This is a genomic window from Myxococcales bacterium (assembly GCA_022184915.1).
In the GTDB taxonomy this organism is placed as follows: Bacteria; Myxococcota_A; Polyangia; order Fen-1088; family Fen-1088; genus JAGTJU01.
In genome coordinates, this window is the sequence record JAGTJU010000004.1 from 1 (window position 1) to 13,294 (window position 13,294).

Here is a 13,294-nt window from a genome sequence, read left to right on the forward strand (position 1 = left end):
ACAGGGCGATTGGTCCAGCTTCCGAGCAGCAAGATCACGAGCGGCGATCCCCGCATGACCCTGGTGACCCCCGGTGATTCCGGCTTCAAGCCGAAGGTGAACCATGACGTGCCGGTGCATTCCGTGGCCGACTTTTTCGTGTCGGTGGCCCGAGCGGTCGGGGCGGACATCACCTCGTTCGGTGACCCCCGCATCAACAAGGGTCCCCTGAACCAGATCTACGGTTGAACGCGTGCGGGGCGGTTCACCCAGGGCTCCCAGGGAAACTCCAAAGAAGGATCCACGATGTACAGGATGGGAATCACAATCGCGGCTTTGTCGGGCCTGGCCGTTTCAGCGTGCACGGGCGCGGTGACGGGCTCTTCGTCGGCAGATCCCGACAGCCCCAGTTCGGACAGCCCCGGGACGGACGATCCGACGAACCCGTCCGCAGGTGGCGGCGGTGCACCGGGGGCCGGGGGGGCAGGGGCGGGGGGCAGTCCCTCCGCAGGCCTTGGCTGTGGGCCGCTGCCGCAGCGGCTGGTACGGCTAAATCCGGTGCAGCTGGAAAACACGCTCGTGGCGCTCAGCTCCAAGGTGAACGGTGTCGCGAGCGCCTTGGCCCCGTTCGCCCCGGCCACCCGCTCGGCGTCAGGCCTGGATCTCACGGTGCCCCACGTGAATGCCCTCTTGACCTCCCTCGGCGGGGTCTCGGCGCAGTTGGTCGCCAACAAGCGCGATGTCTCGGACTGTCTGGATGCGACGTCACCCAATGAAGATTGCGTGCGGGGCGCCATCGAGCGCCTCGTGCGCAAGGCCTTCCGAAGACCGGCTCGCCCCGCCGAGACAGAGGCCTACCTCGGCTTCTATCGGGCCGAAAAGGGGCTCGACGGGCATGCGGTGGCGCTGGAGCAAGTCGCCAATGCCATCCTGCTCTCCCACAACACGCTTTTTCGTTCCGAGTTCGGAGGGGCCCCGCAGGCGAAGGTCGTAGAACTTACACCTTTCGAGAAGGCAGATTTTCTCGCCTTCTCGCTCTCCAACGCGCCCCCGGATGCCGAGCTGCAAGCCGCGGCTGAAAAGGGCGACTTGGACGCGCCCGAGGGCATCTTGCGCGAAAGCCGTCGGTTGATGGCAGGCGTTGCGTCTTCGCGCGCACTGACGCAGTACTTCGATGACCTCGTGGGTGTCGATAGGGTCCTTTCAGCCCCGAAAAACGAGATGTTTTTCCCCCAGTTCAAGACCGAGATCCGCGCGCTCATGCTCGCGGAGTACCGCGCGTTCGTCGAGCACGTGATCTGGAAGGGCGACGGACGGCTCGAGACCTTGCTGACGGCACCCTACACCTTCTTGAACAAGACCCTGGGCGGCTTTTATGGGCTCGGCGGGAGCGATGACGACAACACCTGGAAGCAGGTGAGCGCTGCGGAGCAGGGGCGGGCAGGTTTGCTGACCACCGGCGCCTTTCTGGCCACCTACGGCTTGGATGCGGACACCGACATCATTCGTCGCGGGCTCTTCGTCCGCGAGAAGCTGCTGTGCGATCACCTGCCCTCCGCCCCGGGCGACGTGAACGTCTTCCCGCTGCCTCCGGACGGGGCCAACACCCACCGGGAGCGGCTCGTCGCCCATGCCGCCGAGGAGAAATGCGCGCTCTGTCACCGCATGATGGATCCCATCGGCTTTGCGCTCGAGAACTTCGACTCGACGGGCGTTTACCGCACGATGGATGCGCGGGCAGGAAAGCCCATCGATGCGAGCGGCTACTTGTGGGAGCCGGGAGGGAACGTGGCGTTCACGGGCGCCCGGGAGATGGCAAACGCCGTCGTGAGGCAACCCCGCGCCCACGACTGCTTTGCCCAGCGGGTCGAGGCGTTCGTCTTGGGTCAGGGCTTGGACGAGGCCGGAAGTTGCCAGAGTCGACGAGATCCTTCGTCGAGGCGCTCTCGCAGGAAGGCCTGCGGGAGGGCCTGGCGAAGCGCTTCGCCAACGGCGCCTTCTGGAAGCGCGCCGTCGCGATGTAATCGCAGAGCGGGCGCCGTGCAGGTGCCCGCTGCCTCTACTCGCGCAGACTTGCTTCCTGCGGACGCATATTGTCCGCACGTTGGATTGTGGAGCTAAGCGGGGGGGAACCGCTGACCTCCTGAATGCCATCACCGCGGTGGCGGTGTGAAATCAATAGCTTAGACGATCGTTCCGCGGAGAGGCGAAACGCCAGTATTTTCGTGGGGTTGGGTAGGAACGATTGATTTCGAGCGTGTGTGTCAAGAAAGCCAACCCTGGCCTTGCAGTCGCTCCTGCGCGACCTCGATCTGCGCACGGGTGAACTGCTGCTTTCGCGAGTTCCAGCGTTGGACTGCTCCGACAATGTCGTCGGCGCCCTCAGCGCCCTCAGCCCGGACGACCCAATGGACCGTGGCCAGTAGTTCCATCCCGAATGGCGTCTCGAACCCGTCCAGCAGTGCCGCCACGCGCTCGAAGCGGGCTCTCGTGTCCTGCTGTGCCTCGAGGAGCTTCATTGCGTCGGCGACGGCGCCCGGGACGAGCTCCAACTGCTTGTAGGGATCGTCCCCGCCGTCCCCATATCCGGTCACGTAGTGACCTTCGATGCGGTTTAAAACCTGCCGGAGGTTCTCGGCGTATGGCCCGTAGGGACCCTTCTCGAACTTGAGCCGAAGTTGTTCGCCCGCCTCTTGAGCGAAGTACATCAACTTGTGTAGTTCGAGGAGCGTGACGAATGGGTCCATCAGTCCGCTGAGGTAGCGATTCATGAGCCCAAGGAGGACGGCACGGCCGGGGGTCATGTTCGGAACCTCTTTGCTCTTGCTCATCGAGCTGACGGGGGGGGGCCTGAAGGCTCGTAGATCACCACCTCGACATCCGGGAGTGATTCGAATGCAGCTTCTATTCGTGGTCGAACATCTGACCATCGCAGCCCGCCCAACCCGCAGCCAAGCGGTGGAACCGCGATTGAGCGAATGTTCTTGGCACGGACTTCTTCAACGAGCGCGTTAAGACCGGCGTTAATGTCTTCCATGCGGCTCTTGCCTCGCCAGTGGCGTTTCGTAGGGAAGTTGACGATGTATCTGGGGTTCGTCAGCTGCCCAGTTTCTACCGTGAGCATGGCCCCAGGGCGGACGTCCCCTTGCTTGCACGCCTTGGCGTAGACCTTGAAGTTATCCGGGTAACTCCTCTTGAACTGGGCCGCGATGCCCCTGCCCATGAACCCGACGCAGTTGACCGTGTTCACGAGGGCTTCCACGTCCGCCCTGAGGATGTCTCCTTTGACCGTTCGTCTCATCTGGAGGCTCCTTGCACTAGAAATACCAATCTCGGCGGACAACGACCGGTGGTTGGTGGCCGATGGCTGCTTCGGCCGCGGCCTTTGTCGAAGCGTTGTACACACCGACCTGTGACACGAGTTCCCAGGGGCAGAGTTCCTCCAGTAGAAACTCCGCTTGTTTGGCTTCCTTCACTTCGGGATCGCGAAAATCCTGAGCAGCGATCGCATCCCAGTTCAGAAGACTCAGTTGAGACAGATCGGAGAAGAAGTCGAAGTTGTAAACCGTTGCAGCATTCCGCGGTGTCACAGCCCAGCGTCGGGGCGCTGATTGTGCCCACGCCACCGCTGTCCGCATGTCGATCTCGAGATGAACGATCGGGTCCTGCCCTCCGCGATAGTCGAGCTGGACGTGATTGCCACGATACAGGACGAACAGCATGATCGAACGCGGACACAGATAGAACGGGACACAATCGCCCACCGTAAGGCCGGGATGACAGCGCACCGGCAGAGCACGGCGGCGCGACTTGATGTCGGCGATACCGATGCCAGAGTTGGGGCCTCCCGCCGCGGCCACCGTGGAATCGCAGCGAAGGGCTCCGGCGGCCACAATTCCCTTGAGATTGCTCGCGTGGGTTATGTCATACGCCTTGGGTTGGCTGGGAGGTTCGGTCATGTCGCGGCCCGTCGATCACGCATACCGGCGAGATGATATCTGTAACCTACATACACCGAGGGCGGGCCCCGACCGGTCCCATCTTGAATCGCTTCTGCGCGCCTTCCACCTGAACACGTGTATAGTTTCCTGGGCGGTGTCTCGTCAAGCTCGAAGCTCCGCAAGCTTCCCAGGGATTTTCGAACCGTCAGACGCGGGAGACTCACTTTGCGGTCTGCAGTCTCAACTTCCAGAGTTGGAGGCGCGGCTTGTGTTCGGCATCGGGCAGCGTAATGTGAGCTGATAGGCACCAAGCCAGAGCTACGCCAAAAGGGACGCGGTTGCGGCAGCAAGGCAGAGCCGCACCCTCACAGTGCTCGAAGGAGGCAAACCGCACCGGATCCGCACCGGCACCTGATTCCCCTCCCGGGCCTCACCCGCGGAGGTCAGCCGAAAACGTCACTGATTCCGCGGTGTTGAGTTTGTGGAGCTAAGCGGGATCGAACCGCTGACCTCCTGAATGCCATTCAGGCGCTCTCCCAGCTGAGCTATAGCCCCGTAGATACGGTGAGATTCAGTTTTCAGGCCCGGCGGCCTTTCGGCGACGGGAGCGTTTGTCTACCAGCGCTTTTTTCCGGGGTCAACGGGCAAGCGACGTAAATGTTCTCGAATCCCGAATCGCCTCTCGAAAGCCTCTCCTGCGCGGTGTGGGCCCCTCCGTTTCCGGGGTGTCACCGCGCCGCGGTTTGGTAGTCTCGCGCCCCATGGACCCTCGCCAACTCCGAGACCTTCTCGAACGTGTTCAGGCCGGACAAGTTCCCGTCGACCAAGCCGAGCGCGAGCTTCGTGATCTGCCGTTTCGCTCGCTGGGCTTTGCCCACGCAGACACCCACCGCCACCTCCGTACCGGATTCCCAGAGGTCATTTACGGCCCGGGCAAAACGGCCGAACAGATCGCGCGGCTTTTGCGCGAGTTGGGCGCACGCACCACGGTCATGGCTACGCGCGTTTCGGCAGAGGTGGCCGCTGCCGTATCTCGGGAGGTCCCCGAAGCCCGGTACCTGCCCGTGCCTCGACTGCTGGTTTATGGCGCCGAACCTCCTCGCGACAAGGGGCGTGGCACCGTGGCCGTGCTGACGGCGGGTACGTCGGACATTCCCGTGGCGGAAGAAGCGGCAACGACCTGCGAGCTGGATGGCAACGAAGTGGTGCGCATCTTCGATGTGGGCGTGGCCGGGCTTCACCGCTTGCTTGCCCACCGCGAGACGATCGAGACCTGCGAAGTGGCCGTGGTGGTGGCCGGCATGGATGGCGTTTTGCCCACCGTGACCGCAGGGCTCTTCAACCGTCCCGTGATCGCGGTCCCCACCAGTGTGGGCTACGGCGCGAGCTTCAACGGTGTGGCGGGCCTGCTCACGATGCTGAACGCGTGCGCCGCCGGCGTGGCTGTCGTAAACATCGACAACGGCTTCGGGGGAGGTCGTATGGCGTCTCTTCTGAACCGCAAGCGCTGAGCGCAAGCTTCACCCTCCCTGCGGCTTTTCCGAGAGGCGTCTGCCGGTCATGGCCCGAAATCCCGTCACAGATCTGCGCGGCGCGCACCTTCACTTCGACCCGCATGCCGGCATCGCGGGTGACATGACCGTGGCCGCTCTCGTCGACCTCGGTGTCCCGCGGGACGTGATCACCGGCGCCGTCGAGGCACTGGGCCTCGAGGGGCTCGAAACCCGCTTCGAGGCGCGGAAACGGGGGGCCTTTGTGGCCACCGGTTTCGTGGTGACCTGTCCGTCCGGGGTGAGCCCAGCCAAGGGCAAGCGGAGGGCGCACGCTCACGGTCACGCTCACCCCACGCACCACGCTCACGACGAAGCCCACTCGCACCACGATCACGAAGCGCACGGGCACGACCATGAAGCTCACGCCCACCGCGACTACGCCGAGATTCGCGAACGTCTCCGCAAGGCGCGTCTCGCGCCCGCCACGAGGGACCTGGCGCTCGCGATCTTCGAGCGCATCGCCATCGTGGAAGGGGCCCGGCACGGCGTGCCCGTCGACGAGGTGACGTTTCACGAGGTGGGGGCCTGGGATTCGCTCGCAGACATCGTGGGTGCGGCCGCCGCGCTTTCGTACATCGCACCGGCTTCGGTGAGCAGCGGGCCCGTCGTGCTCGGCACGGGCCAGGTCAAGACGGCACATGGCCTTTTGCCTGTGCCCGCCCCGGCCACGGCGGCCCTGCTGCAGGGCCTACCCGTGCTCAGCGAGGGCAAAGGTGAGCTGACCACACCCACGGGGGCCGCGATTCTGGCGGCGATCGTGGAGCGGTTCGGGCCTGCGCCCCCCATGCAGTTGTTGGCCACGGGCTATGGCGCGGGAACGAAGGAGTTACCCGACCGACCGAACGTGCTGCGTGTCATGGCGGGCAAACCCTTGGGGCAAGGTCTGCCCGACGCCAGCGCTCAGGTTTGGCTGCTGCAAACGAACGTCGACGACATGTCGGGCCAGCTCGTCGCACCGCTCGTCGAAGCCCTCTTCGACGCGGGAGCCGTGGACGCATGGTGTACGCCCATCTTCATGAAAAAGGGCCGCCCCGCCGTGGAGGTCTCGGCCCTGGCGCCGCCCGCCGTGAAGGCCGCGGTCGAGAACGCCTTCTTCGTTCACTCGAGCACGCTCGGCGTGAGGAGCACGCCTTACCACCGGACCGTGCTCGGTCGTGCACACGCCACGGTCGAGACGCGTCTTGGCACCGTGAAGGTCAAGCTGGCGTCACGCGATGGCGAGATTATCGGCGTGAGCCCCGAGTTCGAGGACTGTCGCGCGTTGGCGCGCCGTATCGGCAAGCCGGTGCGTGAGGTGTACGAAGAGGCGGCCGCGTCGGCCCGGGCGCTGCGTACGAACCCGGGCCCTGCGCCCGGCCCTCGAAAGACCGCCGCCGCTCCCCCCGCCAAAAAGGGCCGTCGGAGCCCGCGCCGATGACGAAAAGGCCGGGCAGGGGGCAAGGGTATAAGGGTGAGGGGGCAGGAGACGACGCGCGCGAGTTCGAGTCCGAGGCCACCACACGCACGCGCCGCCAAACCCTGGCCCGGTTTCCGCTGCTGCCTCCCGCCGATGTGCTCAAGAACGTGCTCGAGTTTTCGCGGGCGGTGACGGTGGATCTGGGCGACGGCGATCTTTACCGCATTCTGTTCGACGGGCTGAGGGCGCTGCTTCCGGGGCGTCTCGTGGCCGTTCGTGTCTTGGACCCGAAGACGCACGCTGCGACCCAGGTGCTCGCGGATGCGCCGCTGGTCGACGACGTGCTCGAGATGCTCGCCACCGTGCAGCGGGGCGCGCTCGACCACCAGAACGTGCGCGACAACCTTCCCCGTGACCCGCAGGGGCGCGGCGAGCTGGCCCTCCCTGACTTCATTCGCCTCGTCGACGAACATCCGCTCATCTTCAGGGACGCCGTGGCAGGGTTCACCGTGCCCTTGCTCGCGGGGGGCCAGATGATGGGCGAGGTTCACGTGAACTACCCGGAGATCGTGGAAGGGTCGGGCGCCCAAGGCTGGTTTCCGGTCAAGCCGGATCAAGGCCTGGTGATCCCGATCGCGAACCACATCGCGGTGGTGGGACACACGAGGAGGCTGCTGCGGGAGACCTCGTACCTTCAAGAATACCTCGAGCAGCTCGTCGACCAAGCCAACGCGCTCATCGTCGCCACGGACCTCGAGGGCAAGGTTACGGTGTGGAACCGTGCCTTGCATCGGCTCACGGGGTTTTCGCGATGGGAGGCGATTGGAAAAGATTTGGGCTCCTGGTGGAAGGAGCTGGGAACGCCCCAGCTGCCGCTCGTCATGAGGCAGGCGGCCGCTTCCGGGGACACCGTCACCCGCGAGATGCAGCTTCCCTCGGCGGGCGGCGCCGTCATTCGTGCGGCCTTCAACGTGGTAACGGTGAAAACGGGCGAAATGCCAGCTGCCATCTTGGCGGTGGGCCAAGACGTCACGGCGTTCCGTGCGCTTCAGGGCCAGGTCATACACGCCGAAAAGCTTGCGACGCTCGGTCAGATCGCCGCGGGCGTCGCGCACGAGATCAACAACCCGCTGACGTCGATTCAAGTGTGCGCGGATGCGGTGGGACGCAAGGCGAAGCTGGCGCTCGAGGGTCGGGTGCCGAACGCCTTCGAACCCGCCGACATCGATCGCCTGAAGAAGATCACGGAGGGCGCCGAGCGCATTCGGCGCTTCGCCAAAGATCTCGTCACCTACGCTAGACCGAGCGGCACCGAAAACGAGCCGTTCGACCTGAACGATCTCGTGGCGCATGGACTTTCGTTCTGCGAGCACGTGCTCGACGAGGCAAACGCCACCGTCGAGCGGGATCTTCACCCTGATCTACCCCCGCTCACCGCCATCCGCGATCAGATCCTGCAGGTGGTAATCAACCTCATCACGAACGCGGCCCAGGCTTTGCCCACGGAAGGGGGACAAGTGCGCGTTCGTACCTGGCGTCGGGGAAACGCCGCGGTCGGCGTGGCGATTTCGGACACCGGCAGAGGCATCCGCGAGGCCGACAGACCCCATGTGTTCGAGCCGTTCTTCACCACCAAGCCTGCGGGCCGTGGCACGGGGCTCGGGCTCTCGATCGTACGCAACATCGTGTTTTCACACGGGGGACAAATCACCTTCCAAAGCCGTCAGGGTGGAGGTACAACCTTCGTGGTCACCTTGCCGCTGGCGCGGGAAGTGCCGACCCCTCCCGACGCCGACGCGTCGGATGCCGTGGAGCCGCAAAAGAACGTTCGAGGGCCTCGGCCCTCAAGACATCGAGAGTCGAAACCAGAATGAAACCCGATCAGTTGGTGGCAGCCCTCGAGAGCGCCGCCCTACAGCTAGGCGTGAAGGTGCGCTACGACAGCCTGGGACCCCAGGGGGTGCAAAGTGGGGGGGGCCTGTGCCGGCTGCGGGGCCAGTGGACCGTCATCGTCGACAAAAAAGCCTCGCCGGCAGACAAGGCCAGCGTGCTGGTCGATGCCCTGGCCACCTTCGATGTCGATCCGCTCCAGATTCCTGGCAAGGCCAAGCAGCTGCTGATGGTGCGCCGCCAGAGCATCCTCGGCGGTGCGCCCGGTGCATCGGTCCCCGCCGCCTGAGCGGCCGGGCTGCGGCAGCGCGCAGAGCCGGCGAGGGAGGGTAACCGGCTCACCCGTGCCGGCGGGTGAGCAGGGCCAGCTGCGCGCCGACGAAGGGATCGTTTTCCAAGGCGTTTCGCAGCGCGGTCTCCAATTGCGCGCGCACGGCCTCGGTGGCTCCGGGACCCACGCGGTGCTCCACGACGCGATCGACGAGAGACTCCAGGGCTTGCCGGGTGGTCAGGCGGCCCGTCTTCAAGTCGTTACCCAGTCCCGCCACCAGGTGGGACACGTCCTTGGCCGGGAGGGACGCGTGAGCGGTCTGGTTCGGAAGGGGCGCCCGAGCCTCCTCGTTCTTGACGCTGGGGGAGACACCCGCGGCGTCGTTGGCGCCTTGCGACGCCGGCGCCGATTCGACATTGGTGGGGGGCAGCCCCGTCCCTGGTCCGTTCACCTTCATGTGGTCACCTGCAATCTAGCACAGGGGCTCGCCCGCCCGGCCCGCCGCAGCGGGCGTCTCGTGGGAAGCGAGCGGCTTCGGCGTCATCGGTTCATGAGATTCGCGTGCAATCATTTGGCTCTCTCTTTGGTTTTCGGAGCCTGGCTCGCCGGTGTTGCTCGTTTTTTCCGTCGCGAGGCGATTTTCTCGTCGAGTGCCCCCCCACGGGTGGGGTAATTTGTCCCCGGTGGGACTCGTTCGCGGCCTGTGGGCACCCTTTCGAGGTGCCGCTTTCATCGCGCGGCACGGTTTGTGGGGCTACCTTGCCCTTCCCGTGCTCGCGAACGTCCTCGTGGCGGCTCTGGCGGGCTACCTGGCGTTTTGGGCCACCGACCGTTGGTTTCCCTCGGAGCCCGAAGGCTGGGCCCATGTGGGCAAGCTTGCCTTCGCGGCCTTCCTGACCGTTCCCGCTTTTTTGGCGCTTTACCCTCTGGTTTCCGCCCCGTTCGTGGATCTTCTCTCGGAAAAGACGGAAGTGATCGTCAAGGGGGGGCACCCCTCCGCGGGGTTCTGGGCGGGCGCGGTCCAGGCGGTCATGCATGGCGCGGTGAAGTCCGCGCTCTACCTGTTTGCGATTGGCTTGGCCAACCTTCTCGTTTGGGTAACGGGGGTAGGGGCGGTACTGGCCCTGGCCCTCGGCGGGCTGTTTTTGGCCTTCGACGGCTTCGATTATCCGTTGGCCCGCAGGAAGGTGTCATTCCTAGGCAAATGGCGATACCTTTTTGCGCACCCGGCCATGACTGCGGGATATGCCGTATCCACTTCTTTCGTGTTTTTCGTCCCGTTCGCCTTCGTCATCGCGCCGCCGCTCGCAGCGGTGGGGGCCACGCTGGCGTTCCTCGACGACGCGGCCGATCCGGTGCGGGCGCCCCGACAGGCCAATCCGGTGCCGCATGGCCAGGGGAAGGGCCAACACCTTGACACAATTGAGCAATTTCGTTAAGAGCAGATGTCTATGTCCAGAGCCGGGTTCGCTGGCTCTGCCACCCGCAGGGTATGCCGTTGAATAAGCCCATCCCGTTCGGAAAGTACTACCTCCTCGAGCGGATCAATGTCGGGGGGATGGCAGAGGTCTTCAAGGCCAAGGCATTCGGCGTGGAGGGCTTTGAACGGCTGATCGCGGTCAAGCGCATTCTTCCCAACATCGCGGAGGACGAAGAGTTCATCACGATGTTCATCGATGAAGCGAAGATCGCTGGCCAGCTGCAGCACGCCAACGTGGCGCAGATCTTCGATCTCGGTAAGGTCGACGACAGTTACTTCATCGCCATGGAGTACGTGCACGGCAAAGACCTGCGCGCGATCTTCGACCAGCTTCGCAAGCTGGACATGACCATGCCCATCCCGCAGCTGTGCTACACGCTGATGCAGGTCTGCGAGGGGCTCGATTTCGCCCACAACAAAAAGGACACGAGTGGCCGCGCGTTGAATCTCGTGCACCGCGATGTCTCGCCGCAGAACATTCTGATCGGTTACGAGGGTGAGGTGAAGCTGGTCGACTTCGGCATCGCCAAGGCGGCTGGCAAGGCGTCCAAGACTCAGGCGGGAATCCTCAAGGGCAAGTTCGGGTACATGTCGCCCGAGCAGGTGCGCGGGTTGCCCGTGGACCGACGCAGCGACATTTTCTCGGTGGGGATTTGCCTCTACGAGATGCTCACGGGTGAACGCCTCTTCGTGGGCGAAAGCGACTTTTCCACACTGGAGAAGGTGCGAAACGTGGAAATCGTTCCGCCCACGCGCTTCAACAAGAAGATTCCAGCCGAGCTGGAACGCATCGTCCTCAAGGCGCTCGCCAAGGAGCCGGAGGACCGCTACCAAAACGCCATCGACCTTCACGACGATCTGCAGGCGTTCCTGTATTCGGTGGGCGAACTTTGCTCGCGCAAGGATCTGGCCGGGTGGATGAAGCGCTCGTTCGCCACCGAAATCGAAGAAGACCACGCCAAACTGGAGCAGTACCGGCAACTGTCGCAACCCATGACACAACCCACGTCCGACCTCGGATCACGCGGTTCCCGCTCTCAGGCCAGCGCATCGAAATCTGGGGGCGCGCTCGAATGGGACGACGAAGAGCTGGAAACCGCCATCTTCGATAAGCCCATGCCCGACCACTTCGCGCAGGAAGCCGAGCCTGACCCCGACGACGAAGAGCTCAGTTCGTCTGACATCTTCCTGGCGGAGCCCTCGCGCATCGAGCCGGTCCCGAGCGCGGCGCACAAACCGCGTGCGGCCGGGGTGCCGAAGCCGGAACCGGGGTTCTTCGAGGCCGACGAGAAGACCGTGGCCCAGTCTCCCTCGGAACTGCTGCTCGGCGAGATGGACGAGTCCGAGGAGGTGCGCACGGAGGTGCAGCCTGCCTACCAGCAAGCCGCGCTCATCAGCCAGATGCCGTCGTTGCAGAGGCCTCGCTCGCCGCTGCCGCCGTCGCACGCGGCGCCTTTGCAGCCGGGGAATTCGTTCCTGCCGCCTCCGACAGGGGCGGGCCCCGGGCGCTCGGGGCCGCTCGGCGGGCAGACCCTCATGGGAACCGGCTTTGCCCCTTCGGGGCCGGGTACGTCCGCACCCGCAGGTCTTGGCACCGACCTCTTCGGCCCGGTGGTGCCTTTTCCGCAAACGGGCGCAGAGCCGCTGGCCCAAAATGGATGGGCGCCCGCGGCCCCACTGCCCCCCACTCCCGGACCCGGTCCCGGATACCCTCACCCTTCAGCGGGACTCGCCCAGTACGCGCAACGGCAGGGCGGCCGGAACACCTTGCCGCTCGGCTGGATCGCGGCCACCTTGGTGGTGCTGGCGGTGGGTGCTCTGGCGCTGACTCAGATCAACCGCTCGGGCACTCTCGAGTTGAAAATCATCCCAGAGGATGCCGAGGTCCTCATCGACGACCAAGCCGTCAAGGGGCGTTTCCCCTTGGCCGTGGATCGTGCCCCGGGTGACTACATCGTCTCGGTGAGCGCCCCTGGCTACGACAAGGCGGTGAAGAACATCGAGGTCAAGGCAGGAGAGAAGGCCGTGTTCGAGGTTCAGCTGCGGGCCTCGGCCGATACGGGATTCGAGCTGGTGAGCGAGCCTCCCGATCAGCCCGTGTGGTTGGACGGGCGTCCCCTGACCGCCGGCGAAGATGGGAGCGGCCCCCAGATCCGCACCAACTTCAAGGCTGACCGCGTAGCGCCTGGTCGCCACGTGCTCGAGATCAAGGACGTCGAGGCCTACAAAGATTGGAGCTACGAGTTCGTTCAAGAGCCTGGCCTTGTGCTGAAGATCGCCGCGCGCCTCGAGCCAAAGGACGCCGCACCCGTCAAGCCGGCCGCCGCGGCCGAACCCCCACCCCGGCCACGCCCCGCGGCAGCCGCCCCGCCGGCGAGAGCAGAATCTCCCCCTGCGGCTCAGGTCCCGGCCCTCACCGAGCCTGCCGCGGAGCCTCCGGCCCAGGCGGCCGTGAAGCCGCGTCCGGCACCGCGTGCCGCCGCTGCGGCCGCCGTTGCGGCCCCGGCCGCGGCGGGTGCCACGTGCAAGATTACGGTGGGCGCGAAGCCCTGGGCACGGGTTTTCGTGAATGGGGAGGACACCGGCAAGATCACCCCCCTCGTGGGCTTCGATGTGCCCTGTGGCCGACACAAGCTCAAGTTCGTGAACCCCGATCTCAACATCGAAAAGACCGAGGTCATCACGGTCCGGCCGGATCAGCCCTTCAAGAAGGTGTTCTCGCTGGTCGATGGTGAGCCCTGAGGGGCACGGTCGGCGATCGCTGACGATGGGTGCGCCTCGCGC

General features: G+C 65.0%; 12 protein-coding genes and 1 tRNA gene. 8 read left to right on the forward strand and 5 right to left on the reverse strand.

Annotation, left to right across the window (positions count from 1 at the left end; all coding sequences use genetic code 11):
• Nucleotides 1–228 (forward strand): hypothetical protein (locus KA712_15000; protein ID MCG5054270.1); only part of this gene is annotated, 228 nt, incomplete at its 5' end.
• A gap of 66 nt (nt 229–294) precedes the next feature.
• The gene (locus tag KA712_15005; protein MCG5054271.1) at nt 295–2,100 is read left to right on the forward strand and encodes a DUF1592 domain-containing protein; all 1,806 of its coding nucleotides are present in this window, start codon (nt 295–297) and stop codon (nt 2,098–2,100) included.
• Between the two features lie 143 nt (nt 2,101–2,243).
• On the opposite strand, the gene KA712_15010 is transcribed toward KA712_15005, so the two are convergent.
• The 4 genes from KA712_15010 to KA712_15025 all read right to left on the reverse strand — a co-directional run bounded on the left by KA712_15010 (nt 2,244) and on the right by KA712_15025 (nt 4,475).
• Nucleotides 2,244–2,810, reverse strand: a complete 567-nt coding sequence (locus KA712_15010) for a hypothetical protein (protein MCG5054272.1) — start codon at nt 2,808–2,810, stop codon at nt 2,244–2,246.
• Nucleotides 2,807–3,280 (reverse strand): macro domain-containing protein, encoded by a 474-nt coding sequence (locus tag KA712_15015; protein ID MCG5054273.1) that lies wholly within the window; start codon nt 3,278–3,280, stop codon nt 2,807–2,809. The genes KA712_15010 and KA712_15015 overlap by 4 nt, the downstream gene beginning before the upstream one ends.
• Nucleotides 3,281–3,296: 16 nt before the next feature.
• Nucleotides 3,297–3,938 carry a DUF4433 domain-containing protein gene (locus KA712_15020; protein MCG5054274.1) on the reverse strand — a complete coding sequence of 214 codons (642 nt, stop codon included), beginning with the start codon at nt 3,936–3,938 and terminating at the stop codon, nt 3,297–3,299.
• Nucleotides 3,939–4,402: 464 nt separating this feature from the next.
• Nucleotides 4,403–4,475: transfer RNA gene (locus KA712_15025), tRNA-Ala, on the reverse strand.
• Between the two features lie 206 nt (nt 4,476–4,681).
• On the opposite strand from KA712_15025, the gene larB reads away from it, so the two are divergent.
• The 4 genes from larB to KA712_15045 are packed head-to-tail and all read left to right on the forward strand — an operon-like array spanning nt 4,682 to nt 9,048.
• Complete coding sequence (larB, locus tag KA712_15030) at nt 4,682–5,431, forward strand: nickel pincer cofactor biosynthesis protein LarB (GenBank protein MCG5054275.1); 750 nt, start codon at nt 4,682–4,684, stop codon at nt 5,429–5,431.
• A gap of 49 nt (nt 5,432–5,480) precedes the next feature.
• Nucleotides 5,481–6,890 (forward strand): nickel pincer cofactor biosynthesis protein LarC, encoded by a 1,410-nt coding sequence (gene larC, locus KA712_15035; GenBank protein MCG5054276.1) that lies wholly within the window; start codon nt 5,481–5,483, stop codon nt 6,888–6,890.
• On the forward strand, nt 6,887–8,743 hold the full coding sequence (locus KA712_15040) for a PAS domain S-box protein (protein ID MCG5054277.1): 1,857 nt from the start codon (nt 6,887–6,889) through the stop codon (nt 8,741–8,743). The genes larC and KA712_15040 overlap by 4 nt, the downstream gene beginning before the upstream one ends.
• Nucleotides 8,740–9,048, forward strand: coding sequence for a hypothetical protein (locus KA712_15045; protein MCG5054278.1), 309 nt, complete (start codon nt 8,740–8,742; stop codon nt 9,046–9,048). The genes KA712_15040 and KA712_15045 overlap by 4 nt, the downstream gene beginning before the upstream one ends.
• Before the next feature lie 49 nt (nt 9,049–9,097).
• Here the strand turns inward: KA712_15045 and KA712_15050 are convergent, their stop codons facing one another.
• Nucleotides 9,098–9,487 carry a hypothetical protein gene (locus tag KA712_15050; GenBank protein MCG5054279.1) on the reverse strand — a complete coding sequence of 130 codons (390 nt, stop codon included), beginning with the start codon at nt 9,485–9,487 and terminating at the stop codon, nt 9,098–9,100.
• A gap of 226 nt (nt 9,488–9,713) precedes the next feature.
• Between KA712_15050 and KA712_15055 the strand changes: the two genes are divergently transcribed.
• Both KA712_15055 and KA712_15060 read left to right on the forward strand, forming a co-directional pair.
• The gene (locus KA712_15055) at nt 9,714–10,469 is read left to right on the forward strand and encodes an EI24 domain-containing protein (GenBank protein ID MCG5054280.1); all 756 of its coding nucleotides are present in this window, start codon (nt 9,714–9,716) and stop codon (nt 10,467–10,469) included.
• A 59-nt stretch (nt 10,470–10,528) separates the two neighbouring features.
• Complete coding sequence (locus KA712_15060; GenBank protein ID MCG5054281.1) at nt 10,529–13,252, forward strand: protein kinase; 2,724 nt, start codon at nt 10,529–10,531, stop codon at nt 13,250–13,252.
• Nucleotides 13,253–13,294: the final 42 nt, after the last annotated feature.